The organism is Methanorbis rubei, from assembly GCF_032714495.1.
Taxonomy (GTDB): Archaea; Halobacteriota; Methanomicrobia; order Methanomicrobiales; family Methanocorpusculaceae; genus Methanocorpusculum; species Methanocorpusculum rubei.
Genome location: NZ_JAWDKB010000001.1, coordinates 180,242 through 203,003 on the forward strand (window position 1 = coordinate 180,242; position 22,762 = coordinate 203,003).

20 protein-coding genes are annotated in these 22,762 nt (G+C 52.7%); 2 read left to right on the forward strand and 18 right to left on the reverse strand.

Going from position 1 to position 22,762, the window contains the following annotated elements:
• Positions 1-155: 155 nt before the first annotated feature.
• The 9 genes from McpCs1_RS00950 to McpCs1_RS00990 form a co-directional block, all read right to left on the reverse strand.
• Positions 156-3,266: a hypothetical protein gene (locus tag McpCs1_RS00950; protein WP_338095384.1), complete on the reverse strand. Its 3,111-nt coding sequence runs from the start codon at positions 3,264-3,266 to the stop codon at positions 156-158.
• Positions 3,267-3,360: 94 nt separating this feature from the next.
• Positions 3,361-3,510: a hypothetical protein gene (locus McpCs1_RS00955; RefSeq protein WP_338095385.1), complete on the reverse strand. Its 150-nt coding sequence runs from the start codon at positions 3,508-3,510 to the stop codon at positions 3,361-3,363.
• A 161-nt stretch (positions 3,511-3,671) separates the two neighbouring features.
• Positions 3,672-4,187 carry a hypothetical protein gene (locus McpCs1_RS00960; RefSeq protein ID WP_338095386.1) on the reverse strand — a complete coding sequence of 172 codons (516 nt, stop codon included), beginning with the start codon at positions 4,185-4,187 and terminating at the stop codon, positions 3,672-3,674.
• A 385-nt stretch (positions 4,188-4,572) separates the two neighbouring features.
• Positions 4,573-4,773: a helix-turn-helix domain-containing protein gene (locus McpCs1_RS00965; protein WP_338095387.1), complete on the reverse strand. Its 201-nt coding sequence runs from the start codon at positions 4,771-4,773 to the stop codon at positions 4,573-4,575.
• Entirely contained in the window at positions 4,770-5,261 is a 492-nt protein-coding gene (locus McpCs1_RS00970) for a hypothetical protein (RefSeq protein WP_338095388.1), read from the reverse strand. Before McpCs1_RS00970 ends, McpCs1_RS00965 begins: the two co-directional genes overlap by 4 nt.
• On the reverse strand, positions 5,258-5,509 hold the full coding sequence (locus McpCs1_RS00975) for a hypothetical protein (protein WP_338095389.1): 252 nt from the start codon (positions 5,507-5,509) through the stop codon (positions 5,258-5,260). The genes McpCs1_RS00970 and McpCs1_RS00975 overlap by 4 nt, the downstream gene beginning before the upstream one ends.
• Positions 5,502-6,014: an HNH endonuclease signature motif containing protein gene (locus tag McpCs1_RS00980; protein WP_338095390.1), complete on the reverse strand. Its 513-nt coding sequence runs from the start codon at positions 6,012-6,014 to the stop codon at positions 5,502-5,504. The genes McpCs1_RS00975 and McpCs1_RS00980 overlap by 8 nt, the downstream gene beginning before the upstream one ends.
• On the reverse strand, positions 6,011-6,517 hold the full coding sequence (locus McpCs1_RS00985; RefSeq protein ID WP_338095391.1) for a hypothetical protein: 507 nt from the start codon (positions 6,515-6,517) through the stop codon (positions 6,011-6,013). Before McpCs1_RS00985 ends, McpCs1_RS00980 begins: the two co-directional genes overlap by 4 nt.
• A 432-nt stretch (positions 6,518-6,949) precedes the next feature.
• Positions 6,950-7,159, reverse strand: coding sequence for a hypothetical protein (locus McpCs1_RS00990; protein WP_338095392.1), 210 nt, complete (start codon positions 7,157-7,159; stop codon positions 6,950-6,952).
• 857 nt (positions 7,160-8,016) lie between these two features.
• Here McpCs1_RS00990 and McpCs1_RS00995 point away from each other — a divergent pair.
• Together McpCs1_RS00995 and McpCs1_RS01000 are read left to right on the forward strand one after the other, a co-directional pair.
• Positions 8,017-10,647: a GLUG motif-containing protein gene (locus McpCs1_RS00995; RefSeq protein ID WP_338095393.1), complete on the forward strand. Its 2,631-nt coding sequence runs from the start codon at positions 8,017-8,019 to the stop codon at positions 10,645-10,647.
• Positions 10,648-11,865: 1,218 nt separating this feature from the next.
• Positions 11,866-13,473, forward strand: coding sequence for an InlB B-repeat-containing protein (locus McpCs1_RS01000; protein ID WP_338095394.1), 1,608 nt, complete (start codon positions 11,866-11,868; stop codon positions 13,471-13,473).
• A gap of 630 nt (positions 13,474-14,103) precedes the next feature.
• Here the strand turns inward: McpCs1_RS01000 and McpCs1_RS01005 are convergent.
• The 9 genes from McpCs1_RS01005 to fen form a co-directional block, all read right to left on the reverse strand.
• Complete coding sequence (locus McpCs1_RS01005) at positions 14,104-14,562, reverse strand: carboxymuconolactone decarboxylase family protein (RefSeq protein WP_338095395.1); 459 nt, start codon at positions 14,560-14,562, stop codon at positions 14,104-14,106.
• 5 nt (positions 14,563-14,567) lie between these two features.
• Positions 14,568-15,506 carry a methanogenesis marker 7 protein gene (locus McpCs1_RS01010; protein ID WP_338095396.1) on the reverse strand — a complete coding sequence of 313 codons (939 nt, stop codon included), beginning with the start codon at positions 15,504-15,506 and terminating at the stop codon, positions 14,568-14,570.
• Positions 15,503-16,084, reverse strand: coding sequence for a methanogenesis marker 17 protein (locus tag McpCs1_RS01015; protein WP_338095397.1), 582 nt, complete (start codon positions 16,082-16,084; stop codon positions 15,503-15,505). The genes McpCs1_RS01010 and McpCs1_RS01015 overlap by 4 nt, the downstream gene beginning before the upstream one ends.
• Positions 16,085-17,338 (reverse strand): methanogenesis marker 15 protein, encoded by a 1,254-nt coding sequence (locus McpCs1_RS01020; protein ID WP_338095398.1) that lies wholly within the window; start codon positions 17,336-17,338, stop codon positions 16,085-16,087.
• On the reverse strand, positions 17,331-17,783 hold the full coding sequence (locus tag McpCs1_RS01025) for a methanogenesis marker 5 protein (protein ID WP_338095399.1): 453 nt from the start codon (positions 17,781-17,783) through the stop codon (positions 17,331-17,333). The genes McpCs1_RS01020 and McpCs1_RS01025 overlap by 8 nt, the downstream gene beginning before the upstream one ends.
• Positions 17,784-17,787: 4 nt before the next feature.
• The gene (locus tag McpCs1_RS01030; RefSeq protein WP_338095400.1) at positions 17,788-18,246 is read right to left on the reverse strand and encodes a methanogenesis marker 6 protein; all 459 of its coding nucleotides are present in this window, start codon (positions 18,244-18,246) and stop codon (positions 17,788-17,790) included.
• Positions 18,243-19,793: a methyl-coenzyme M reductase-associated protein Mmp3 gene (gene mmp3 / locus McpCs1_RS01035; RefSeq protein WP_338095401.1), complete on the reverse strand. Its 1,551-nt coding sequence runs from the start codon at positions 19,791-19,793 to the stop codon at positions 18,243-18,245. The genes McpCs1_RS01030 and mmp3 overlap by 4 nt, the downstream gene beginning before the upstream one ends.
• 24 nt (positions 19,794-19,817) lie before the next feature.
• Positions 19,818-21,608 carry a methyl coenzyme M reductase system, component A2 gene (atwA, locus tag McpCs1_RS01040; RefSeq protein ID WP_338095402.1) on the reverse strand — a complete coding sequence of 597 codons (1,791 nt, stop codon included), beginning with the start codon at positions 21,606-21,608 and terminating at the stop codon, positions 19,818-19,820.
• 146 nt (positions 21,609-21,754) lie between these two features.
• Positions 21,755-22,759 carry a flap endonuclease-1 gene (fen, locus tag McpCs1_RS01045; RefSeq protein WP_338095403.1) on the reverse strand — a complete coding sequence of 335 codons (1,005 nt, stop codon included), beginning with the start codon at positions 22,757-22,759 and terminating at the stop codon, positions 21,755-21,757.
• Between the last annotated feature and the right edge of the window lie 3 nt (positions 22,760-22,762).

A 22,762-nucleotide genomic window follows, 5' to 3' on the forward strand; every position in this document is an offset into this window, starting at 1 on the left:
ATTTTGTAATCCGACTAAAAAAATTGTTGATTTTTTGGAAAATTTATTCCGTGCATTCCGGCGCCGCAGGCGTTCTCCGTGCATTTTTTCCGTGAAACTCTGTGTGCTCCGTGCATTCCGTGGTTACTCCGAGTGAGTCCAAGGGCAGGAAAATCTCACCGACGCAGAGTCCGCATCACCACAACACCAGCGCCCAAAAGTCCCGCAAACCACACCGCGGCAGACGCAGACTCGGTCGGTTCAGGTGTTGGCACAGTCGTCGGCGGCGCAGTAGTCGTCGGCAGCGGTGTCGGCGTCTCAATTGGCCGCTGCACCACATCAAACACCTGCGACGCACTCACCGTAACCTCAACACCCGACACCTTCGCCGTATACGAATCAACCGTCAGGCGCGAGCCGTCAACCGCAAAACTCCACACATTATCCGGCGACCCCTTCGCGACCACAACCGAGCCGGACACACCAGTTGCCGGTGTCTGCTGATTCTTGCCAGCCGGAACAAACGAACTTGGTGAAACCTCCACCAGCAGCTTATCACCCGGCGCAACATTCGTCCTGCCTGAAATCACAAACGAATCGCCAACAAACTGATTGCCAATTGGTGATATCGTCACATACGGCGCCTGCACCGTCAGCTTCAGCGTCGTATACAGATCATCAATGTAGGGAGAGTCCAGCATCTTCACCAGCGCATTCGCCGCAGCCGATCCTTGCAGCCGGCCTGGCCCCTCCACCACAAACGAACTCTGGGTGCCGCCGTTTGGTGCAACCATCGCCAGAATCGTCTTTCCATCCTGATGAATCTCCTGCACACCAAACCTACCGTCGTACATCGGATGCTCCACAACCACAAAATACTCGCCGGTCGACATACTCTCCGGGATGTTCATCTTGTAATCATACATCCCGTTGTCGATGGACACCGTCTTTCGCTCATAATAGTTCGGGCCGAAGATAAAGATCGCCACCGACGACGGGCTGCCAGTCACCGTTCCTTTGATGTGCACCGTGTCCCCTTTCGCTGCGGCGACCGTTGAGGTGCCGGTGCTCAAACTCGGCTGCTTCAGCTGAATCGAGTAGGTCGCATACTGCGTGCTTGAGAGATGCGACTTGTCGTTCATCGTACTGACCGCATACACCGTGTAGCTGCCGGCATCAAGACCGGTCTGGCTGGTGTCCCAGCGATACTCCCAGGTGTGATCCGACTTCACTGGCACTTTGGTTGAGCCTTGCGTCGACGGCGAGTCAAGTTTTACGCCGTTCGAGTTCAGGTTCGGGCCGGTCAGGAAGAGATAGGTGGTGTCTGAGTCGGTGTTGGTTCCGGTCAGCTTCACCTCTTCACCGAGATAGTAGGAGCCGGAGCCGGTCCCGGACGTCGCCGAAATCGTCATGCCGCCTTTGGTGACTTTTACGTTCACGCGGTCGTAGTCGCTTCCTTTTCCAACCGACTGGCCGTAGTCTACGACATTGTTGATTCTGATGGTGTAGGTTCCTTCTTCGACTGGTTTGTTGTCCACCGGGTTAGTGGAGTACTGAACGACGCGTTTTCCTGATGCGTCCGTTGTTACAATGCCCCATGAGTTCGGGTCGCTTGAGGCTCCGTCAGGGATGAGTGCGGGTTTTGCGGTTCCGCCCATGGTTACGGTAGGATTCTCCGAGCCGCGAACGACACCGGGCTGGCCGGGGATGAGTTCTGGGACCGGACTTTTTCCTGCGTCAAGGGAGATGTAGTAGGGGGTGTTTGGCAGTCCGCTGACGGTTACGGTGAAGGGGTTGCTGCGAACGACGGATTCGGTGGATGCGGTGATGGTGATTCCGGTGCTGCTGCCAAGGTAGAAGGTGACGGTGTTGGATTTTTTGGCATAGTTTGCGAATGCCTGGGGGACAGTCCATTCGGCGCGTGCGGTGTAGGTGCCGCCGATGAGTGTGGGGTCGGCGAGCGAGATGTCAGGGGTTGTGATTCTGACTGAGTTGATGTCAAGGTTTGCGAGGTTTACGTAGCCAAGCATGGTGGTCTGGCCGCCGACCGGGGTTGTTATGAGGATGTTTGCTTTTGCACCGATGCCTGAGGGGCCTACTTTGGGGGAGTCGATGAGGTAGTGGATGCTGCTGCTTTTGCTGACTGCTTGCCCATCGATGGAGTCGGTGGAGCCGGCGAGTTCTCCCCGCAGGGTGAGATCGGGCTGCCAGATGTAGATGTAACTGCCTGTCCAGTTTCCGCCGTCGTAGATGCGGTAGCTGCCTGTGTAGCCGCCGACTGATACGTCAAGGAGGTTGATGATGCCGTTTGCGTCAGCGGGGATGGTGTTGAGGGCCGAGGGGCTTGCAGAGCCGCTCATGTAGGCGATGGAGGTTGCGTACTGCCCCGGGGCTATGTTGATGCGGATTTTTTCATAGACGAATGCGGTGTCTCCTGGATATACTTCGCGTGCGTCGCCGGAGATTGGGTAAGCCTCGGTTGGTCCGCCGGTGAGGTACTGGGGGGTTGTTGTTGTGGCTGTTGTTGTAGTCTCAGTTGGTTCGGTTGTTGTGGCTGTTGTTGTTGTCTCAGTTGGTTCGGTTGTTGTTGTGGCTGTTGTTGTAGTCTCAGTTGGTGCTGTAGTTGTTGGTTCGGTTGTTGCGGCTGTTGTTGTTCCTGTTGATACGGATACCGGGACTACTGGATTCTCTGTCGGTAGTGGCGGTGTGGTATCTTTCGGGACTGGTGTCGGGGTTGGTGTCTGTGGTTTCAGTTTGCCAGCTGCATCCTCTACGAGGCTCTGTGCGCTCGGTATTTTGCCGCCGGCATCAGCTATGGGTTTGCTCTGGAATTCTTCGTCAGTGGGGGCTGCGGTGGGGGGTATGGTGGGTTCAGCTGTCGGCTGCGCTGTTGGTTCGGCGGTGGTTTGTTGTGTTGTGGGCGCTGCGGTTGTTTCGATGATGGTCGGCGGCGCCGTTGTTGGTGGTATGGTTGTTTCTATTGTGGTTGGCGGAGCCGTCGTTGGCGGTGCGGTCGTCACGATGGTGGTCGGCGGCACCGTTGTCGGTGGTATGGTTGTTTCTATTGTGGTTGGCGGAGCCGTCGTTGGCGGTGTTGTTGGTATGGTTGTGACGATCGTGGTCGGTGGCATTGTTGTTGGCGGCACCGTTGTCGGTGCGGTTGTCACGATGGTAGTTGGCGGAGCTGTTGGTGTCTCGGTAGTTTCAATTTCGTCCGCTGCTACTGCGGGTGTCCCAACGCAGCAGAGTATAATAAAAAGGATCAGCAGGATCCCGTATTTTTTCATAATGATAATTCCCCCTATAGTAATAGAAAATGGATATCTAAATGATATAATCATTCCTGAAAAAGGACTTTGCAAAAAAAATTGTGTCGGGTTTTTACCCCCGATCTTCGTCAGCAGTTGTCCGATGGGTCCTATCCAACCATCTATCGTTCCAGGCATAAATAGGGCCTGCAAGAATCAGTGCGGCGCAGGCGATGCCTTGAGCTGCAATGCCGATGACAAGAATGGTAGTGAGTGTGTCCATAATGATTCTCCTTTTTTTGAATGTACTGATTGAATTATCTCAATCAACCATGAGACCGAGTCCCGCAGGGACTCGAGATGCCGAGCCGGTTTGATTCTGGGGGACTGTCCCGCCCGGTTCCCGGGCGGAAGCAGTCCCCCATTAGAATCAGAGCGGGGCGGTTAGTTGAGATTTTGAATGTCGTCCGCCCATCCCTCAACCTTGGCAAGAATTGCATCAGCCTCGTAAGAACTGATCTTCAGCTCCTCTCTGTTGAAGTCGAGATGGTAATTCTCGCCGGTCGGATCATGGACCTTGACCCTGACGCTCCAGGAGTCCTTGGTGTTGTCGCGGTCTGCGACCATGTCTTCGCCGAAAAGTCCGGTGAGAGCAGTGTTTGCAAGAAGCGAGGCGATAATCGCATCATAGGCCTCTCTGGTCGGAGCGGTGAGGACAAGACCGCCGATCACTTTTCCGAGAGGATTGAGGTAGACGATGGTGGCTTTGTAGACCTCTTTACTGACAAACACTGCGTCCACCGTCTGGCCGGAGGTCTGGTACGGGGTTGCACCAAGCGGGTTCTCGGCACTTTTCAGTGCGGCGATGTTTGCATCGAACGCGGTTGCGTCGGTGATCGGCACGGTGAAGACGCGTTTTGCGCTCTTCACCACCGAAGTTGGAATGAAGTCGAGTGGCATTTTTTTCTCCTGAGGCTGTTGGAAAAAATGTCCGGATCTGTTTTCCTCAGTCTCTACTCTTTTGTTGGATTTTGCGAGGGATGAATCTGAATTTTTTCAGGATTATCAGGAATTTTTCCTGATTTGAAACGCGAATCGCATGCCTTCGGCCAAACGCGAATCGCATGCCTTCGTCCTGCTCACCGCTTCGCGGAATAAAAAATCGCCAATGGCGATTTTTAAGGAGTTACGAATATTATTTATTTTTCAAGCAGGTATCTTAGCTCAGAAAAAGCAAAAACAATTTTTTTTTTGAAAAATCGCCATTGGCGATTTTTTATTCGCGCTATTCGCGTTTCAAAATCTCATCATGCCCCACTCAAAAAAATAAAAATAAATTCCTCATCTACAGCCGCAGCCGCCTCTTCAGCTCCTCGGTCACCCCGTCGACGAACGGTCGGTGAATCCCATGATTCAGCATCGCCGACGCAACCGCAGTCTTCGTGCATCCCACGTGCTGACAGATCTCCTTCACCGACATACCGGCACGCAGAAGCTCCATCAGCGCCGCCCGGTCGGCAAGCTCAGGATACTGATACCATCTCATGCATCCTCACCGAGCTTCACAATCACCGGCCGCAGGGGCTTTTGGTCCGTAAGAACAAAACCATCCATCTCCTGCCTCGTCAGAAACTTCTCCAGATCAGCGATGTTCACCGCGGCAAGACTCGCCGTGCGGTCGGGATCACTCCCCAGGCACAGCTCATACAGCAGCTTTCGCGAGAGAATCCGCTCTGCATCCGTCGCACGAAGATACGCAACCGCGGAAAACATCTTCGGCATCTCCTCTCTCAGGAGCGGGACATTCACCCGCCGGACCGCCACTTGCGGAAACCTCAGCTCATATGCAGGCGATGTCAGATTTCCCGCCGTAATCTGCGACACCGTCGTATTGAACTCCTCGTTGAACAGCAGCGAAAGCCGGTGCAGACTGCCTTCAAGCTCCGTGCACCAGTAGGCCCGCTCAAACAAATTCTCGGGCCGCGGCCAGCTGGGGAGCAGGCAGTCGTTCAGAATCTCTGCCGCCGTGATCATAAGACAGCCTCCAGTTGCCGCCGTCTGAAGAGTGCGGCAACCTTCTCTTTCAGTCTGATATACTCATCCACAGTATATATCTCACCGTCTTCGGTGAGGAGTGCAGGGTTTTGGCACGCCGGACAGACGAGAATCGGGGAGGGTTTTGGCGGTGGAGACGCCGCAGGCGTCCAACCGCCTGTGGTGAATCTGAACCCACAGGTCAGGCACCGATAGGCAAAACTCGTGAAGACGTTCTCCTCAGTCATGATAGCGTGCCTCGCAGTAGGTTTTGCCCCGAATGAGTCGGGAGACGGATGCCTGCGATATGCGGTACTCCTCGGCAAGTGTGCGGTAGGAGACAGCCTGCTCGGCGAACCGTCTGCGGATCTCGCGAACCGTTTCGGGCGCGAGTTTCCCCGGGTGCGGGCCATTTCGGTTTTCTTTTCCGGTCACGAGCCTGAGATTTTTGATCCGGCAGTCGGTCTTGTCATGGTTTATGTGGTCGATCTCAAGGGAGTAGTCCAAGGGGAGGCCGAGGATGCCGTGCGCAGCAATCCAGACCGCACGATGTTTGAGGATATCGATCACTTTTCCTCGAATGGTGACGGTTGCTCTGAGATATCCGTCGCCGTTTTGGTGGAATGCGACCGGCCTGCCCGTCCGGCGGTTCATGATGGTGCCTCTTGCGACGTTGTAGTCCCAGGCTCCGGTGGCAAACTTCATCCAGGCGATTACGTCGCCTGCGTGAATGGCGATTGTGGGTCTGGTCATGGCCGGCCTCCCTGATTTTTTGCCTGCCGGAACGTTTCGGCGAGTTCGCGGGTCCGGTGCTGGAGAAGTTTGGGCCGCCTGATGTTCTGATAAATTTTCATACAGAAGTCGAGGTCTTCGGGGGCTGGGAGCACTCCGCATTTTTCGAGGACTGTTGTTTCGATATCGCCCCTGAGGAGTGCGAGTGCGGTTTTGCCGCCCCGCATGGCAATCACGGGAAACGCAATTGCGTCGTATGCGTCAAGGATTGCCTGGCGTGTTTCATCGCGCGTTTGGGCGATCTCACGGATTTCCTTAATCCATGTGCTGGCGTCAGCTGGAATTTCTTGTCCGACTGCGGACGGGCCGTAGATTGTTGTCTGCAAGAGGGCGGTTACGTAGTCGGTACGGCTTTCAAATCCTGTTGCTTGCAGGATTTTGTCGAGGATAGCGATATCCTCTTCTTCGAGTTGTAGGTTGAGTCCGATTCTCATGGTTGTGGTTTTTACCACTGCCGTGATCATGAGTCAAGAGTCATGAGTCAACGATCATGAATTGATCGAGCCTTCTGGGATGTTTGAGTTTCCCCTCTCTATTTTTTTCTTTTTTTCTTTTTTCTTTTTCATCAGGAAATTGTTCAGATTTATTATGTCTGAGCTGCATAGTATACAACAGGACTGCGGGATGTTGTGTTGTCTGTCATTTCGATGAGAGAGAACGCGGGGCCGCAAGTTTGGTGTTGTCTGTTTTTTCCTGTGTGTGATCAATTCATGACTCTTGACTCTTGATCATTGACTCATGACTCTTGATCAATTCTTGAGGGAAAGATGTTTGAAGGTTCGCGTCGTATAGGGTAAATGTCTGGTCCGGAAATTTTCTGTTTGAGTCAGGAGTTTGGGGTCAGACACTTCTGTTTTTGTTCGGCAGAGGACGTTAATGTGGTTCACGCAAGGGTCTCAGGGACTGTTTTGATCAGTTCTGATGCCGGTGCGGATCAGTTCGCGGATGGTTTCGCTGCGGTTTTTACCGGTGGCGATGGTTTTTGCGATGATGTAGTCTGCCATGTCGACACTGATGAGGAGATGGATGTCTACGTCATAGATGCTGCGGTTGTAGTTTTCAAGCAGCTGTCCGATGGTTTTGATGTGTGGTTTTCGTTTGTTCATGATTCATCTATGTTTGTTTTGCGGTGTTGGTGGTGGGGTTGTTCCGCTGTCCCCGTTCTGTGATTGATCGGGATGTAAGATAATACTGAGTTTTTTTATGTCATGTTCTGACATATTTTCAGATAGTTTTATCAGATGTTCTACATTTTTCTTGGAGAGCCTCGGCTGGTGTGATGTCTGTTGATTGGTGCGTTGGTGTCCGTGTCGGGCAAACCGGCTAAATGATGGGCTCTGTTTGAGCTGTCAACCGGACGGGTCGTAGGTGATGCGGGCGCTTTGCGAGAGGTTGCGGCATCTGGTTAATTGAGTGTTTTTGCGAGGAGGGGTATTAATTTTTGCGGGATTTTTGGTGATGGGGGACGAGAAAAAAAGTTGTGTTTGTGGTGTTTTTGGGCGGCTGTTTTTCCGGTGAGAGATATTTGGGCGTTGAGATTTTTTGAATAGGAATTTCCGGATTCATATCGAGTCCGCGCGGAAGTCCCGTGTGCGTATTTTTCGGGAAATACTTATGAAAACACCTGCGTTGGAATAATATGGCCGCAAATTGAGTATTTTATCTCGTAAAAAACGAGCATAATTGATCAATGTGATCAATTTTGCGGATTATTTTGAGATAGATTCATAATACCATGCCAGCCACATACTCATTATCTCAGGATAATTGACAGGATTTTGTGGGGGCGCGGCAATTTTTGCGCAAAAGTCCTGTCTGCTTCAGGAGGAGTTGTATGTTGTTACCAATATGCGGAAAAAGAAATCCCAGTGAAAGAGCAGGGGCTGCCCTGTCTGCGTCATCGTTTTTGAAATATTCGGGCGAATCAAACCGTCTTTTGTGTGTCTCTGTTGCTTTTTTGGCTGTGTCTGTGCTGATGGTTGGAGCTGCGAGTGCGGCACCAATTGGTAGCTGGACCGATGCCGGTGAGTATGATATATCATGGTATTCTCCGGGTGGCGGCGACTCCGCCGCCACCCCTTATCTGATCAACAATTCGTCGCAGCTCGCCGGCATCGCAGTCCTCACTCTTGGCCTGAGCGAAGATCCTGCTAATTATTTTGCCGGAAAATACTTCCTGCTGACGAACGAGTCTGCGGATGCGTACAATCTCGCCGAGCACCACTGGACGCCGATTGGTGATTACACCAAAGAGTTTCAAGGCAACTTCGATGGAGGCAATAGGACGATTTCTGACATGAATGTCAGCATCCATACCGATAGTGGATATTTCCGCGGCGGGCTTTTTGGATATGTGAGAGACGCTACGATCAAAAACGTGCGTCTGGAAAATGCTGTGGTAAATGTAAGCTCAACCACCAACCCATGTGCAGGTGGTATTGCCGGATATCTGCATAACAGTAGCATCAGTAACAGCTATGTAACCGGCACCGTGACTGCTACCGGCGCACAATGGTCGTATGCCGGTGGTTTAGTCGGGGTTCTGGATCGCAGCAGCATCAGCAGCAGCTATGCCACCGGCAACGTAATTACCGACGCCATTACCGACTCGTATGCCGGCGGTTTTTCTGGTTTCATGCGTAACAGCACCATCAGTGGCAGCTATGCGACCGGAAGCGTACATGCAAGTGCAACGGCAGCCACTGGTTCCCCTCACTCGTATGCTGGCGGTTTTGTCGGATATCTGAACTCCGGCAGCAGTATTGTCGGCTGCCATCATACAACTGGCGAGGTAACTGCCTCCAACACTGGCATCGGCACCTCGTATGCTGGTGGTGTTTCCGGATATTTAGGCAGCGACAGCAGCATCAGTAACAGCTATGCAACAGGCAATGTAACCGCGTCTGACGCTTACGCCTCGTGTGCTGGTGGTGTTTCCGGATATTTAGACAGCGGCATCAGCATCCGTGACAGCTATGCCACCGGCAACATAACTGGATCCTCCTCCTCCACCTCGTGTGCTGGTGGCTTTGTCGGATGTCTGAACTCCGGTAGCAGCATCCGTGACAGCTATGCCACCGGCAACGTAAGTACGAGCGGCCTCATCTATTCTTATGCTGGCGGTTTTTCTGGTTTCATGCGTGACAGCACCATCAGTAACAGCTATGCGACCGGAAGCGTACATGCAAGTGCAACGGCAGCCACTGGTTTCCCTCACTTGTATGCTGGCGGTTTTGTCGGATATCTGAACTCCGGCAGCAGTATTGTCGGCTGCCATCATACAACTGGCGAGGTAACTGCCTCCAACACTGGCATCGGCACCTCGTATGCTGGTGGTGTTTCCGGATATTTAGGCAGCGACAGCAGCATCAGTACCAGCTACGCGACCGGCAGTGTGCGTACAATCGACAACGTACTTGCCAGCACGTTCACCAACTCGTATGCCGGCGGTTTTACCGGATTTTTGAAAAACGGCAGCATCAGTACCAGTTATGCCACCGGCAGTGTGAATGCGACGGCCTCCGCTACCTCTCATGCTGGCGGTTTTGCCGGGTATCTGGATTTCGACAACAGTAGCATCAGTAGCAGTTATGCCACCGGTAACGTAAGTACGAGCGGCATCTACTCTTCTGCCGGCGGTTTTACCGGATATCAGCTCGGCAGCACTGTCAAAAACTCAATCTCACTCAACCAGTATGTGACCCTCATCTCAGGCAGCTCATACATTGGGCGTGTATCAGGATACGGCACTCCCACTAACTCCTCTGGATGGATCAATGTAAGCGGAAAAATCGGTGGCGGTACCCCGTTCATCTTCATCGGCGATGCACAAAATGGAACCACTGTCGACAGTACAACAGTATGGAACAATTCAACCTTCTTCAGCGGTATCTTCGACAACTTCGCCGACAACTGGACGATGAGTACGGTCGACACCTATCGTCTTCCAATTCTGAAATGGCAGCCGTTCGGCCCGGACTTTGATGCCTCGTATCTCAAACCAAGTTCTGGTGAGATAGATTCTCCCACCCCAACGCCCACTCTCATCACTCCTACCATCACCCCTCCCGTTCCTAACACTCCACCAACCCCTCCCACTCTGTCATCTCCTCCCACCTCGGCACCTACCGTCTCCTCCTCTGACGGCAACATGGAGAACGCGCTTCGTGTGCTCTTCGACTCGAGAGGCGGCAGCTTTGTGCAGCCGGCAACCGGCCTCTCCTATGGCGACCGCGTACCACCGCCGACTGCACCGATCAAGACCGGTTCTACCTTCGCCGGCTGGTACAAGGATGAAGAGTGCACCATTCTCTGGATCTTCAGCGAGGATGCAGTTCCGGGCGACATGACGCTGTATGCGAAGTGGACATCCACCAAATCAGTTGCGTCCATGACCGCGGCGGCAACACAGACCGCAACCCCGCAGCCTACTATGGTCTCAGGAACAGCTTCTGCAACGCAAGAGGCGACACCCTCGCCGTCTGCGACGCCGACCGCCGTCCCGCCGACCATGACCGAAGCGCCCGCACCAATGTTCGGCATGCTTATCGGGCTGCTTGCGGCTGGTGTTCTGATGAGAAGGCGACTCCCGTAAGGGAGTAATCACACTTTTTTCATGGATGTTACGCGGTAGAATGCTGCGAAAAACTTTATTGGTTTTTTGAGAAAAAATCGCGAGAGAGTGGTGGATGGGGAGAATAAAGATCTGAAAACATGAATCGCACTTTAGGTTTTCATCTGCTAACTGATATCTCGCTCGCCTGTATTTTCCAGAACAATTGTGGGAAATACTCATTATTGCGAGATTTTGGTTGATAGTGAGAAATAAGATAGATAGTGATTGTGATGCCTGAGGAAGGTTGTTTCCTAAGATATGAGGAAATAGACTTTGAGATTTTTTGATAAAAATTTTAAGGTAAATATCGAATTCGCGCGAGTGATTTGATGATCTTTTTTCAGAAATAATATCGGAAAAATGGATTAGATATGAATTTCAAAACACACATTCGGTTGGTGGCATATTCAAAATAGGAATAATATGAGCAGTATGGGCAATTTAACAAGCAGTATAGAGATAGATTCATAATGTCACGTCATCCACCTACTAATATCTTAGGATGCAATGATTCAATTTTGAGATCGGTGCTGTTTACTCAAAATTTTATCGCTTCTGAGGGGAATTTACATGCTTTTACGTATCTATGGGAAAAAAACTCCCAATAATAGAGTGGGAGCCCTCGCTCACGGCTGTGTGCCCGTGTCTTTGGTTCCCAACGAGAGTAGTGGAACAAATCTGAAGCGAGTTGCGGTCATGCCTCTAAATAGGAGATGTGGAGTAAATCGTCTCTGGCTTGCGACTGCTGTGTTTTTACTGATGTGTGTGCTGATGGCGGGAACTGTGAGTGCGGAGGATAATTGGAATAACCACATTAATGCAACGTGGTACTCTGACAATGGTGGGATCAATCCCGCTGACAACACATACTATATCTACAATGCTGAGAGTCTTGCTGCATTTGCCAAAAGTGTAACTGTGGATGGGAACACGTATCAGGGCATGACCATCAAGCTCATGAGAGACATTGATCTTGGTGAATATTACTGGACACCGATTGGCACCGAGTCGATAAATTTTAAGGGTACCTTCGATGGAAATGGCAAAAACATTTCATACATGAACATTGACATTTCTGGAAATTCTGATTCATCAGTTGGGTTTTTTGGATATGTGGCAGGTGGTACGATCAAAGATCTACATCTGAAAAATGCCATAGTAAATCAGAACACTACCGTGAGCAAGTATACATTATGTGTGGGAGGTATAGTTGGACACATCGGGAAAGGGAAGATTATCAACTGTTCGATAGACGGCTCTGTTGCAGCACATCCTAATGTTGCGCCCACGTGGCTGGTTATTGGCGGGGTAGCAGGACAAGTCGAGAGCAGTAATATTGCAAACAGTTATTCAGCCAGTGATATAATCGCGAATTACGGAGGAAGAGACACTTTCTATGCAGGAGGAATCGCCGGGCATGTCAGTACAGAGAGTCGTATCGACAGCTGTTATTCTACAGGTAATGTACGCACAAATAGTCAATCCAGTTATATAGAAGGAGCCGGCGGTGTTGTTGGGGCTCTGGATGGTAGTATCAGTAATAGCTATGCGACAGGTGACGTAAGTGCGATCATTTTCTCCTCCACCTACACGGGTGCCGGTGGTGTTGTTGGATTTGGAAATTCAGACAGCAGTATTACCAATTGCTATGCAACTGGCAACGTAAGTACATCTGGTTCCTCTACCTATTTGTGTGCAGGCGGCGTTGTCGGTCTTACATTCCATAGCATCACAAACTCCGTTGCATTCAACCAACAGGTGAGTATCTCAAGCGGTTCATTCATCGGACGAGTCGCAGGTTACGGTAGCGTCGTCGATTCCTATGGCTGGTCTAACGTAACCGGAAAAATCGGCGATGACATTTCTGGTTTCTTCATCGAAGGAGGAAAAAACGGAACCAACGCCAGTAGCGAAACTCTGTGGGATAATATAACCTTCTTCCGCAGCACCTTCACCGACTTTGACACCAACTGGAAAATGAGCACGAAAGAAACCTACCGTCTTCCGATTCTGATATGGCAGAGCTCAGCCCCGGACTTTGATGCCTCCTATCTCGATAACAATAAACCCGAACCAATTACTGTTGAGATAGAGGGACCTGTCAATCCTCAGTTGGGAGTTGCAGCACAGTATTCGGCGACGCCAAATATCCCTGACGCCGCGTACGAATGGAAAGTGGACGATACCACCCTCCCTAACACAGGCCGCGAAATCACGTACACCTTTACCAGTGCCGGAACATACCGCATCTCCGTCACCGCAACTGTGGGCACCACCACTGCATCCGCACAAAAACTCGTCACCGTGTCAGCTCCGCCGGTTCCCACGCCCCAACCGTCCATCCCATCAGAAGACAGCAACACTGACTACTCCTATCGTGTGCTCTTCGACTCCGAAGGCGGCAGCTTCGTACCACCTGCCACCGACCTCTCCTCCGGTGACCGCATAGCACAACCGATGTCGCCAACCAAAGACGGCTACACCTTCGCCGGCTGGTACAAAAACGAAGCCGGCACCATTCCCTGGACCTTCAACGAAGACGCTGTCCCGGGCGACATAACACTGTATGCAAAGTGGATACCTATTGAATCAACCACGGTCATGACCACAGCAGCCACAGAGGCAGCAACCCCGCAGCCAACAACTGTCTCCGAGACAGCTTCTGCAACACGAGAGGCTACGGCCTTGCCCACGACGATGCCCACAGATATCTCGCCGACACTGACCAAGGCGTCCACACCGGTGTTCGGCATCCTTACCGGACTGCTTACGGCTGGTGTACTGATCAGAAGACGCCTCTCGTAAGGGAGAAATTGAGCAGACAGCAGGCATGTGAACAAGGGAGTAACCACTCTCCTTCTTTCTGCTCGGTATTGATGTTCGGTTGGGTGGTGATATGTGGAAACACGACTCATCGCTCAACAAAATACCATTCTACAAAAGTCCCCACAGCACAAATGCTTCCATCGGCGGCATTAGACAATCCTGTATACAATAGATGCTCCAGACGCTTTCATGTAATTCCTGTCTGGAAAAAAAGGGCTCTCACCACCTAATGCTCGCATCGACAACAAGCAGCACACGTCATTGCGGGTTTGTCTGCCGAAACCGGTCGCAACAACACTGTTCGCGTCGATGTCCCTATTTTGTGTGTTTTGTAGTATTTCGCAAGGTAAAAATAGTTCGTGTCTTTTCGTGTGGTTCTGCGAAGCTGCGATGCAATGAGCACGACGGAACGGCGTGCAAAGCAGTAAGCAGACCGTAGGAATGCGGTCCGTGTCTCAAAAACCGCACCGCGTAAATTCCGCTCATAAAAACAACCAATGTTTTTTTCCAAACGAAATAATTACACCAAAAATAAATCACTCCTCAAAAATCGCCATTGGCGATTTTTTATTCGCGTTATTCGCGCCATTCGCGTTTCAAAAAAATAAATCACTCCTTCTTCGCAGGAACACCGCCGATCGAACACCCGGCCCCGCACGGCTCCTTCGACACCTCAGGCATAACACGATACGCATTCGCAAGCACCGACGAGTTCGCGAGAAGTCCTGCCACAAGCACCGCCTCTAAAATTTCCTCCTTCGGAATCCCCATCTTCTTTGCAACCTGCATATGATACGCAGTACAGTGATCGCACCGGAGAGCCGACGCAACCGCGAGACTGATCAGCTCAATCACCCGCGGCTCAAGCGAACTCATCTGATTCACCGCATTCTTATACAAAAGATGCGAGATCAAAGCCTCAGGCGAGTTCTCCAGCTTCTTATAAATCAGCGGAACCGCACCGTACTCATTCTCCACGCGCTCCAGCCAGTCCGCAGCCGTCTCCTTTGCTCCTTTCTCCTCAACCTCGCGGACAGCCTCATGAAAATCCAGATCAAATTTCACCATTACAATCACACCACAATATTTGTCTCAGAAAGCGGTCGGATCCGAATCAGAATATAATTCCGCATCCGGGACGGCAGAACATCTGCCACATCCCCGACTTTCACATCATCCTCGATCACGAGATCCCTGATCCGTTGTGCATAGTCCGCGTACGCGAGCTTCACCCGAAGGCCCGTCAGCTGCACTGCAATCGGCGACGGCGAGTAGACCTCCTCAATTTCCGGGATCTCCTGCTTAATCATATCCTGAATTCTTGCAGGCGACACCGACAACGGATCATGTGAAAGCTCCGCACGCCGCTGCTCAATCACCCGCTCAACCTCCGCAATCACCACATCCAGACGGTGAATATCAGCCTCCGTCTGCGTCCGGTGCATAAACCGTCCAAGACCGCCGACATACCCGGCAACCGGCGGATCAGTCTGCTTCTCAAGAGTCTCTTTGTCTGGAGCACCGGTCAGAATAATCGGCACCGTAACCCCACGGCGGAGTTTCGGAAACTTCTTCTCAATACAGGACGCAAAATTGCCGAGCACATAAATCGCCATATCATGCTCGTTAATCAGATCCCGCTCCTCATCATTGATCTGCGAAATCCGTTTGCCAAACCCTCGCGCCATCCCGAGAATGTTTGACTTCGACCCGTTACTTCGCAGATACTCAGCAACATCACACGCCGAGTGTGGCAGATGATGAATCTCAAGACTCGGAATTACCACCGCAATCTCGGTCCCCACCAGCGGTGAACTCATAACCTCGCCGGCCAGCGGACGGGAAAACTCCTTCAGCCCCTCGATATCATCCTGCGGCATCAGAACCTGAAGAATCACCTCGTTTGCGATATTATGTCGCTGCACAATATAGCCGCCGAGATCTTCAATGTAGTCCACGATCTCGTCGAGCCGGTAGACACCGCCCTTATACGTAACCGGAACAAGAATCATCGAAGTTTCGCCTCCATCATCTTGAACCGGTCAGCGATCAGCTGCTCAACAGCCTCTGCCGGAAGTGTGTTCTCGCTTGCCGCGTACGAAAATCTGTCAGAGCCGTAGTTCTCGCGACGAACCTTGAACCCTTCAGGCGCAATCACCTGAATTGCATAAATCAGGTCCTTATACAGCGACTCTGCGGGGTCTATCACTACCCAGCTCGCGAGATCTTTGGGGATCTCCACATTGCTGATGATCACCGTGAACCGGTCAGGTTGATCCACATTCTCATGTCCGAGCTTGTTCCACATCATCTTCAGCATCGCCGCAAGATATGTCTCATCGCCGACTGAGATCGTTGCTTTTCCGTCCTGCACCAGAACATTTCCCACATCCGCCACACGGATTGCCGCACGCGGCGGCCGGATAAGACCGGTCGCAACAAACAGCGGGTACTCAGGATCAATGTAGAGATGCAGGCCTTCAACGATCGACAGAAGATGATGATCCTGCAGAACCGTTGTCGCGATTTTGTTGTAGTTTTCCGCTCCATCCTCCGTGGACTCAACCGCGAAGTAGTCTAAGCCTGCCATCTACGCCTCCTTCTTCTTATCGATAAATCCGGAGGAAAGCAGAGCGCCGCCGGTTGCGCCGATGTACTGCGAATGGTGCGGGACAACAACTTCGGTGTTCAGCATTCTGCCCATTGCGCGAACCAGTCCCTGAATCAAAGACGAACCGCCGACCATAATGACCGGTTCTTTGATGTCGACTTCCTGTAACTGCTGTTCATACACCTGCTGGGCGACGCTGTGGCAAGCCGCAGCCGCCACATCCTCACGCGAGTATCCGGCGGCAAGTGCGTTCACCAGCGACTGGGTACCAAACACAATACAGTAACTGTTCATCGGCACATTCTCGCCGCCGTCGCTCTTCATCGAAAGAGCACCGAGCTCGGTGATGTCAACGTCCAGACGTTTTGCCGTCATCTCAAGGAACCGTCCTGATGCGCCGGCACAGATACCGCCCATCGTAAACGAGCCCGGAATTCCGTCGTTCACGCTGATAGCTTTGTTGTCCATACCGCCGATGTCAATAACGGTGGCAAATCCTTTCTGAGCACCTGCGAGATACACCGCTCCCTTCGAGTTCACGGTGAGCTCTTCTTGGATAAGGTCGGCCTTCATGTGTTTGCCGACCAAAAATCTACCGTATCCGGTTGTCGCGGTCGCTTCAATATCAGATCTTCTGAGACCCGACTCTTCGAGAGCCAGCGCGATCACTTCGTCCGCGCTCTTCAGAACCTCGGTCGTCGGTCTCCATCCGGTACCGACGATTTTGTCGTCCTGCATGATGATGCACTTCGTGGTCGAGGATCCTGAGTCCACGCCCATCGTGGTTCCAACCTGTACCTCACGCGCCATCAGACCGCGGCGGCGGGCAATCGTAGTGAGCGCTTCAAGTCTGGTGAGCAGTGTGGACGAGCCGGTTCGTTCGTTGAACGAGTAGGAGACAACCGGAATGCGGGAGTTTTCCACAATATATCGTCTCAGCTCGTTTCTGACGATTGCCGCTTCCGCGCACCGGAAACAGCTGGCAATAAAAATACCGTCGGCCTCGATTCTTCCCTCAACAATTGCCTCTGCCCGCGCGATCGCAAGTTTTAAGTCAGGGCTTTTCACTGGCAGACCAAAGTCCTTGTAGGCGCGTTTCACATCCTTCAAGGCAACGTCCGGGTAAAACATTTTGCCGCCGACTGTTTCTGCGGCTGTCGTAATTTCGTTCTGGATACCGCTGTACTCTGCGCCGCAGGTAATCTGGGCAATTCTCACCGGCTGTTCACTCATGTTTTTTCACCTCAAGATTTACCAGAAATTCTTTTATGGCCGCAACAAAGGTTACGCCTTCATCCTTTGACGTCGGATACCGCAGTTCCAGACGCGGGATATCACGTTCGCGGAGCATGAAGCAGAGAAGCTCGTTGGTTCTCGCACAGCCCATGCAGCCGAACGCGAGTTCAGGCTCATCGATGATGATCGCAGCTTCTGCTTCTTCGACCATCGGGCCGTAGAGAGACATTCGTCCGCGGATGCCGGACGGAACTTCGACCGCGGCCCATTTAAGACCTTTCTGCGGATCGTCAGAGGTCATCTGAATCGGCGGGGAATCAAATCCCGGAGTCTGAACATGTTCGCGGATTGCGATCGCCGAGCCGAGTGGTTCGTGGCCGAACCGTGCCACGAGGTCGGATAAGATGAGGCTGGTTGCCGGATAGATGAATACTTTTGCCATTTGATTACTCCTCCTTGATGAGTGATGTTAAAATATCGACATCAAGCGCGTCCGGCATCGGCAGTTCCTTTGCGGCTGCGGCTTTCAGTTCTTTTTTCGTCATTTTATCGGTTTCTTCGAGGCCGTGGGCGATGTAGCGAATCATACCCATCTCATACTCGTGGCCGAGATACCCGGGCCGCGCACCGCCGAGGTCGGCACGACACCTGCGTGCGTCTCCGGGCGGAAACCCGCGATCCTTGACATAGATCCGATACGGATCCATCTTTCGCAGGTGTGCGATGATTCGATCCACGTCTTCGGGGCTGCCGGTTATCTGGCATCCGAAACAGGTCTCTTTGATCATGACTCCCTGAGCGATTTCATATGCTGCGGTTGCGATGTCCTGCGGCGTTGTGTCGGGCGAGTCCACGAACACGTATTTCGTGACGGTGCCGACATACTGAGGAACGTAAGGTTTCATGGTTTTACCTCACGGATGAAGACAGTCGCCCCTTCTTTGATGAGCGGGAGTTTATCGATGTCGATGACCGTTCCAACAACGTTTGTTCCTTCGAGCGGTTCACCGGTCGGCCCGTACTCGGTGTTCGTGACGGTCCGGACACCGGTCATGCCGCGGGCTCTCCGTGCATCGTTGGTGATGGCGAGAGTGTGCGGCGAGACCGCACTCTTCGGAACGTTTTCCGGAATGATGTTGACGCCTGAAGGGAAGTCCGGCTTGAAGAGGTACATCTCTTCATCGATGTTGTAGAAGAACGGCATGCTGCCGATCGCATACATCTTCAGACCGGTTACGCGGCGGAAGAGGTCAACGGTCAGCGGAGCGTTTTCATAATCAAGCGTGATGTCGATCACGTCGGTCAAAGCAACGGTGATGAGTTCGACTTTTCCTTCTTTGAGAAGTTCAAGAGTGGTGGCTGGTTTATGGTCGATGACGACGCGGCCGGCGACGTCTCGGTTGTCGGCAAACACGCGAAGCCCGCGGGCTTTTGCCAACGCCACTGCATCTCCCAGCGGAAGACCGCGGAGGTCAAGCTGTTTTGGCGCGACATCCACCGAGAGTTTTGTGCCGGCGGTCGCAAACCTTGCGAGTTCCACGCCGCGGGTCACGGTTCCGGTGCGGGTGTGGTACTGGTTGCTTGGCACGTCTTTGGTGTAGATGTAGACGGCTCCCGAACTTTTTCCCGATGTTCGCACGGTGACGGTTCCTTCACGCCGCGGTTTCTGGCGTTCGAGGGGCACACTGAGTCTGCCTTCGGCATGGTCGCGGATGTAGGTGGACGCGGTCCGGTCAACCAAGTAACCTGAGTTGCGCATGGCGAATAGCAAATGTTCAACCGACTCGGTGCATTCTGTGTCGATTTTACTGTGGTCCTCGTCGTAGCCTTCGGCTTTGATGCTGATTTTTGAAAAAACCTGCATGCCGTCCTCAAGTTTGAGCGAGAGGTCGGTCGTGAGGGTTGCGCTGGTTTTGTCGACCGAAGAAAAAACCTGTTCGATTTTCGTGATCCGGTCGCCGTTTCGCCACCGGTTCATGATGCCAAGACCAGAGATTACCGTGCCGAGCACCGCACCGCCAGCAGCCGCGCCATGGTCTGCCATGTGCTGCAAACGGGAAAACATCAGGTATGAGGTGTTTGAGTCGTATCCTCCGCAGCCGAGGGCGACAACGCCGCGGTCATAGCGATAGGATTTGTGGTCAGGGGTGAACTCTGCGTGGAACGGGCCGAACGCTGCTGCGTACTTGTCTTCCCAGTGCACACGGAGGTTGGCGTCCGTGACGTCGCCGGTTGGGATCGGCAGCACGACGCCCGGCAGGAGTTCAACCACAATGTCGCCTGCGGTGGTAATGAATCTGAGGTGTGCAGTCTCTTTGGACTCAGCGGCAGAGCCTGGCCTGAGTACCGCAATGCTGCATCCCGTCGGATGGTCAGGCAGGATTGCTGAGAGGGTTGCGCCGGCTTTTGCCTCGATTTGTTCACCGTTCAGATACAGATGCATGTTTGTCATGATGTGCGTCCTTCTTGTTCACACTCACATCTCAAACATTTCGTCCGTGCTGGCATGCAGAACTCCTGCGTCCTGTTCAGGTACGGCGTCTCCCTTGGGATCGGCCTGGGTCGGCACGGATTTTGGTGCGTTGGCCGCAACCCGGTCGCGCTCGTTGGCAACGGCACGTGCCATGATATCCTTTTCTGCGTCGGTGAGGCTGTCGAGAATCTCGTGTGTCTGGCCGATTGAGATGATTTTTCCGCCGCGCATGAACATGCACCGGTCGCAGACATCGCGGACGAACTCCATGTCATGCGAGACGATAACAAACGTTTCGTCCATCTCTTCGCGTGCATGGATGATGGAGTGTTTGACGTCGACTTTGGTGATCGGGTCCATGGTTCCGGTGGGTTCGTCAAGCAGAATGATTCTCGGCTCGCGGATGAGCACCTGAGCAAGGGCAACGCGGTGTTTTTCTCCTTCGGACAGGGTCGACGGGTATCGTCCGAGGACGTCTTTTGCTTTCTTCTCGGTGAACCCTGCCATCTGCAAAGTTATCATTGCTTTTCGGGTGGCGAGCTCTTTAGGAAACTCAAGACCGATTGCGTCTGTTAAGTTATCGATGATGGTTCGGTGGGGATAGAGGTCATACTCCTGATGCAGGAGACCGACGTACTGTTTTGCCCGGCCGCGGTAGAGGTAGCCGGGTTTGGTCATGTCGATCCATTCATCCCCAATTCTGATCTCAAGTTTTCCGTCGGTGGGTTCGTAGAGGCCTGCGATCATTTTGGAGAGTGTGGTTTTTCCTCCGCCTGATACACCGATGATACCGAAAATTTCCCGTTCGTTTATTTCAAAGGAGACGTTGTCGACTGCTTTGATGACACCGCGGTCAACGGCGATGAATTTTTTTGCGAGATGGTCGGCTCGAACAATCGGGTTTCCGATCTCCTGATCGATGTACTGGAGATCGTCTTTGTAGCCTGCCATGAAGGCTTCGATGATCTCATCAGCCGATCCGACTTTGATAATTTTTCCGTCGTCAAGGAGAACGGCGCGGTCGGCGACGTCTTCTAACACCTGCGAGAAGTGGGAGGTGACGAGCATTCCCATGTTCTTTTCTTTGGCGACTTCTTTTAAGAGGTCGTGCACGATTTTTGCGGTTTTCGGGTCAAGGGTTCCGGTGGGTTCGTCGGCGAAGAGGAATATGGGTTCGCGGGCGAGCTGGCGTGCGAGGACGACACGCTGTTTTTCTCCGCCTGAGAGGTCGCGGGCGATGTGCATCATTCTGTGGCTGAGTCTGACTTCTTCAAGGAGGTCAGCCGCTCTGCCGATGGATTTTTCTGCCGGATAGTTGACGTCGTCAAGAGCACGGAGAACGTTTTCGATGACACGGTCGTTGCCGTAGAGACCAAACGTGCGCTGGAACATGATGGCGGTTTTTGCCATGATATGGGTTTTGATTCCCTCGTTTTCCGGTGCCCAGAGGTCGATGTCTCTTTCTTTGAAGCTGCCGCCGCAGTCGCAGGCAGTGCCTGCAGCGCTCGGCAGTTCAATTTTTCCGCAATTTTGGCAGACCGCAACATGATAGATGATGGTGCCTGAGGTCGGAGGCTGGTCGATGCCACGGACGAGGTGGATGAGTACGGTTTTTCCACATCCTGATCGTCCGATGACACCGACGATTTCTCCTTCAGCGATCTCGAGGTTGATGTGGTCCAGAATACGTACCATCTCCGACGCACTGCAGGCCGGGGCATTATCGGAAGGATCGGCAGGATTTGCAGGAAAATCCATGCAGAGGTCCTTTATGGTGATAAATGGTTTCGTCATTCAAACATCCTCTATATCGCTAATTGTATGTGCTCTGAGGTGTTATTAGTGTTTAGAAGAGTGCATTCAGGGAAATTCGGGTTCACGATGTTACTTTTTTTGTGGAAGTTATTCTGAAACGCGAATCGCATTTCTGATTTTTATTCTCAGGAAAACCATGAGTCCAGTGTCGCCTGCCCCTTCGATGACCCGAGCCGCTCAAGCCCTGCCGACACCCGCTCCTCGGAAAACCCGTGCTGTTCGCAGAGAATCTCCACAACCTTCTCCCGCACCGGCGCTTTCTTTGCAATCGTATACTGCTTCTCAACCGGCGGCTCAAGGAAGTAGCGGATCAACTCCTCAGGGTCAGCAGCATTCTCTGACTCACCAATTCGCTCCGCAAACTTTCCCTCCTTCACAAGTTTCACCGCCGTCTTGGGCCCCACGCCCTTCACCCCACTATTATAATCAGTCCCGATCAAAAGAGCCGCCGCGATCAAATCCACCTGTGTCATCTCAAGACCGCCTAAGACCTGATCCAACAGCAGCTGCTCAGGATACACAGCCACCACTTTTCCATTCACGCGGCGCTTGCCTGACACCGTCAGATTGCGCAAAAGCTTCGGCGCTCCAAACAACAGCGAATCATAATCCTGCGACACCGCATACGTCACATCCCCCACAGCCGCCATATACGCAGACTGCGCCTCCCCCTCCTCCGGCGCCTGCACCCAAGGAATCCCCAGAGCCGTCAAAAGCTCCTTTGACGACTCAAGAATAAACGCATCAACCTTCGACGACGCCATCGCATACTTGCGTGCCGACTCCTCGTCCCCTTCTTTCACGGCGCGCTCCCATGACTCCTTCGCATTCTCCCGAATAACCCGCCGCTCCGCAAGCGTCGCCTCCTTGAACTTCGGCGGTTTCCCGTCAAAAACATACACCGGCGTAATATTCTTCTCCACCAGATTCGCCGTCCGAAACAAAAGACCGCTCAAGTGAGACGTAATTCGTCCCTCCTCATCCATCAGCGGCGTCCCGTCCGGCTGGCGGATTCCGCTCAAAAACTGGTACAATGCATTAAACGCATCAATCGCCGCGATGCCGCCCAGCCGGTCCCATGGGAGTACCTCCTTATAATCCGCAATCAGCGGCCGCAGCGCAACGCCCATGGA

Bases quoted from the DNA above. Each gene is read 5' to 3' on its own strand.
- McpCs1_RS00950 (WP_338095384.1), bottom strand. From the start codon at position 3,266: ATGAAAAAATACGGGATCCTGCTGATCCTTTTTATTATACTCTGCTGC.
- McpCs1_RS00955 (WP_338095385.1), bottom strand. From the start codon at position 3,510: ATGGACACACTCACTACCATTCTTGTCATCGGCATTGCAGCTCAAGGC.
- McpCs1_RS00960 (WP_338095386.1), bottom strand. From the start codon at position 4,187: ATGCCACTCGACTTCATTCCAACTTCGGTGGTGAAGAGCGCAAAACGC.
- McpCs1_RS00965 (WP_338095387.1), bottom strand. From the start codon at position 4,773: ATGAGATGGTATCAGTATCCTGAGCTTGCCGACCGGGCGGCGCTGATG.
- McpCs1_RS00970 (WP_338095388.1), bottom strand. From the start codon at position 5,261: ATGATCACGGCGGCAGAGATTCTGAACGACTGCCTGCTCCCCAGCTGG.
- McpCs1_RS00975 (WP_338095389.1), bottom strand. From the start codon at position 5,509: ATGACTGAGGAGAACGTCTTCACGAGTTTTGCCTATCGGTGCCTGACC.
- McpCs1_RS00980 (WP_338095390.1), bottom strand. From the start codon at position 6,014: ATGACCAGACCCACAATCGCCATTCACGCAGGCGACGTAATCGCCTGG.
- McpCs1_RS00985 (WP_338095391.1), bottom strand. From the start codon at position 6,517: ATGATCACGGCAGTGGTAAAAACCACAACCATGAGAATCGGACTCAAC.
- McpCs1_RS00990 (WP_338095392.1), bottom strand. From the start codon at position 7,159: ATGAACAAACGAAAACCACACATCAAAACCATCGGACAGCTGCTTGAA.
- McpCs1_RS01005 (WP_338095395.1), bottom strand. From the start codon at position 14,562: ATGGTGAAATTTGATCTGGATTTTCATGAGGCTGTCCGCGAGGTTGAG.
- McpCs1_RS01010 (WP_338095396.1), bottom strand. From the start codon at position 15,506: ATGATTCTTGTTCCGGTTACGTATAAGGGCGGTGTCTACCGGCTCGAC.
- McpCs1_RS01015 (WP_338095397.1), bottom strand. From the start codon at position 16,084: ATGGCAGGCTTAGACTACTTCGCGGTTGAGTCCACGGAGGATGGAGCG.
- McpCs1_RS01020 (WP_338095398.1), bottom strand. From the start codon at position 17,338: ATGAGTGAACAGCCGGTGAGAATTGCCCAGATTACCTGCGGCGCAGAG.
- McpCs1_RS01025 (WP_338095399.1), bottom strand. From the start codon at position 17,783: ATGGCAAAAGTATTCATCTATCCGGCAACCAGCCTCATCTTATCCGAC.
- McpCs1_RS01030 (WP_338095400.1), bottom strand. From the start codon at position 18,246: ATGAAACCTTACGTTCCTCAGTATGTCGGCACCGTCACGAAATACGTG.
- mmp3 (WP_338095401.1), bottom strand. From the start codon at position 19,793: ATGACAAACATGCATCTGTATCTGAACGGTGAACAAATCGAGGCAAAA.
- atwA (WP_338095402.1), bottom strand. From the start codon at position 21,608: ATGACGAAACCATTTATCACCATAAAGGACCTCTGCATGGATTTTCCT.
- fen (WP_338095403.1), bottom strand. From the start codon at position 22,759: ATGGGCGTTGCGCTGCGGCCGCTGATTGCGGATTATAAGGAGGTACTC.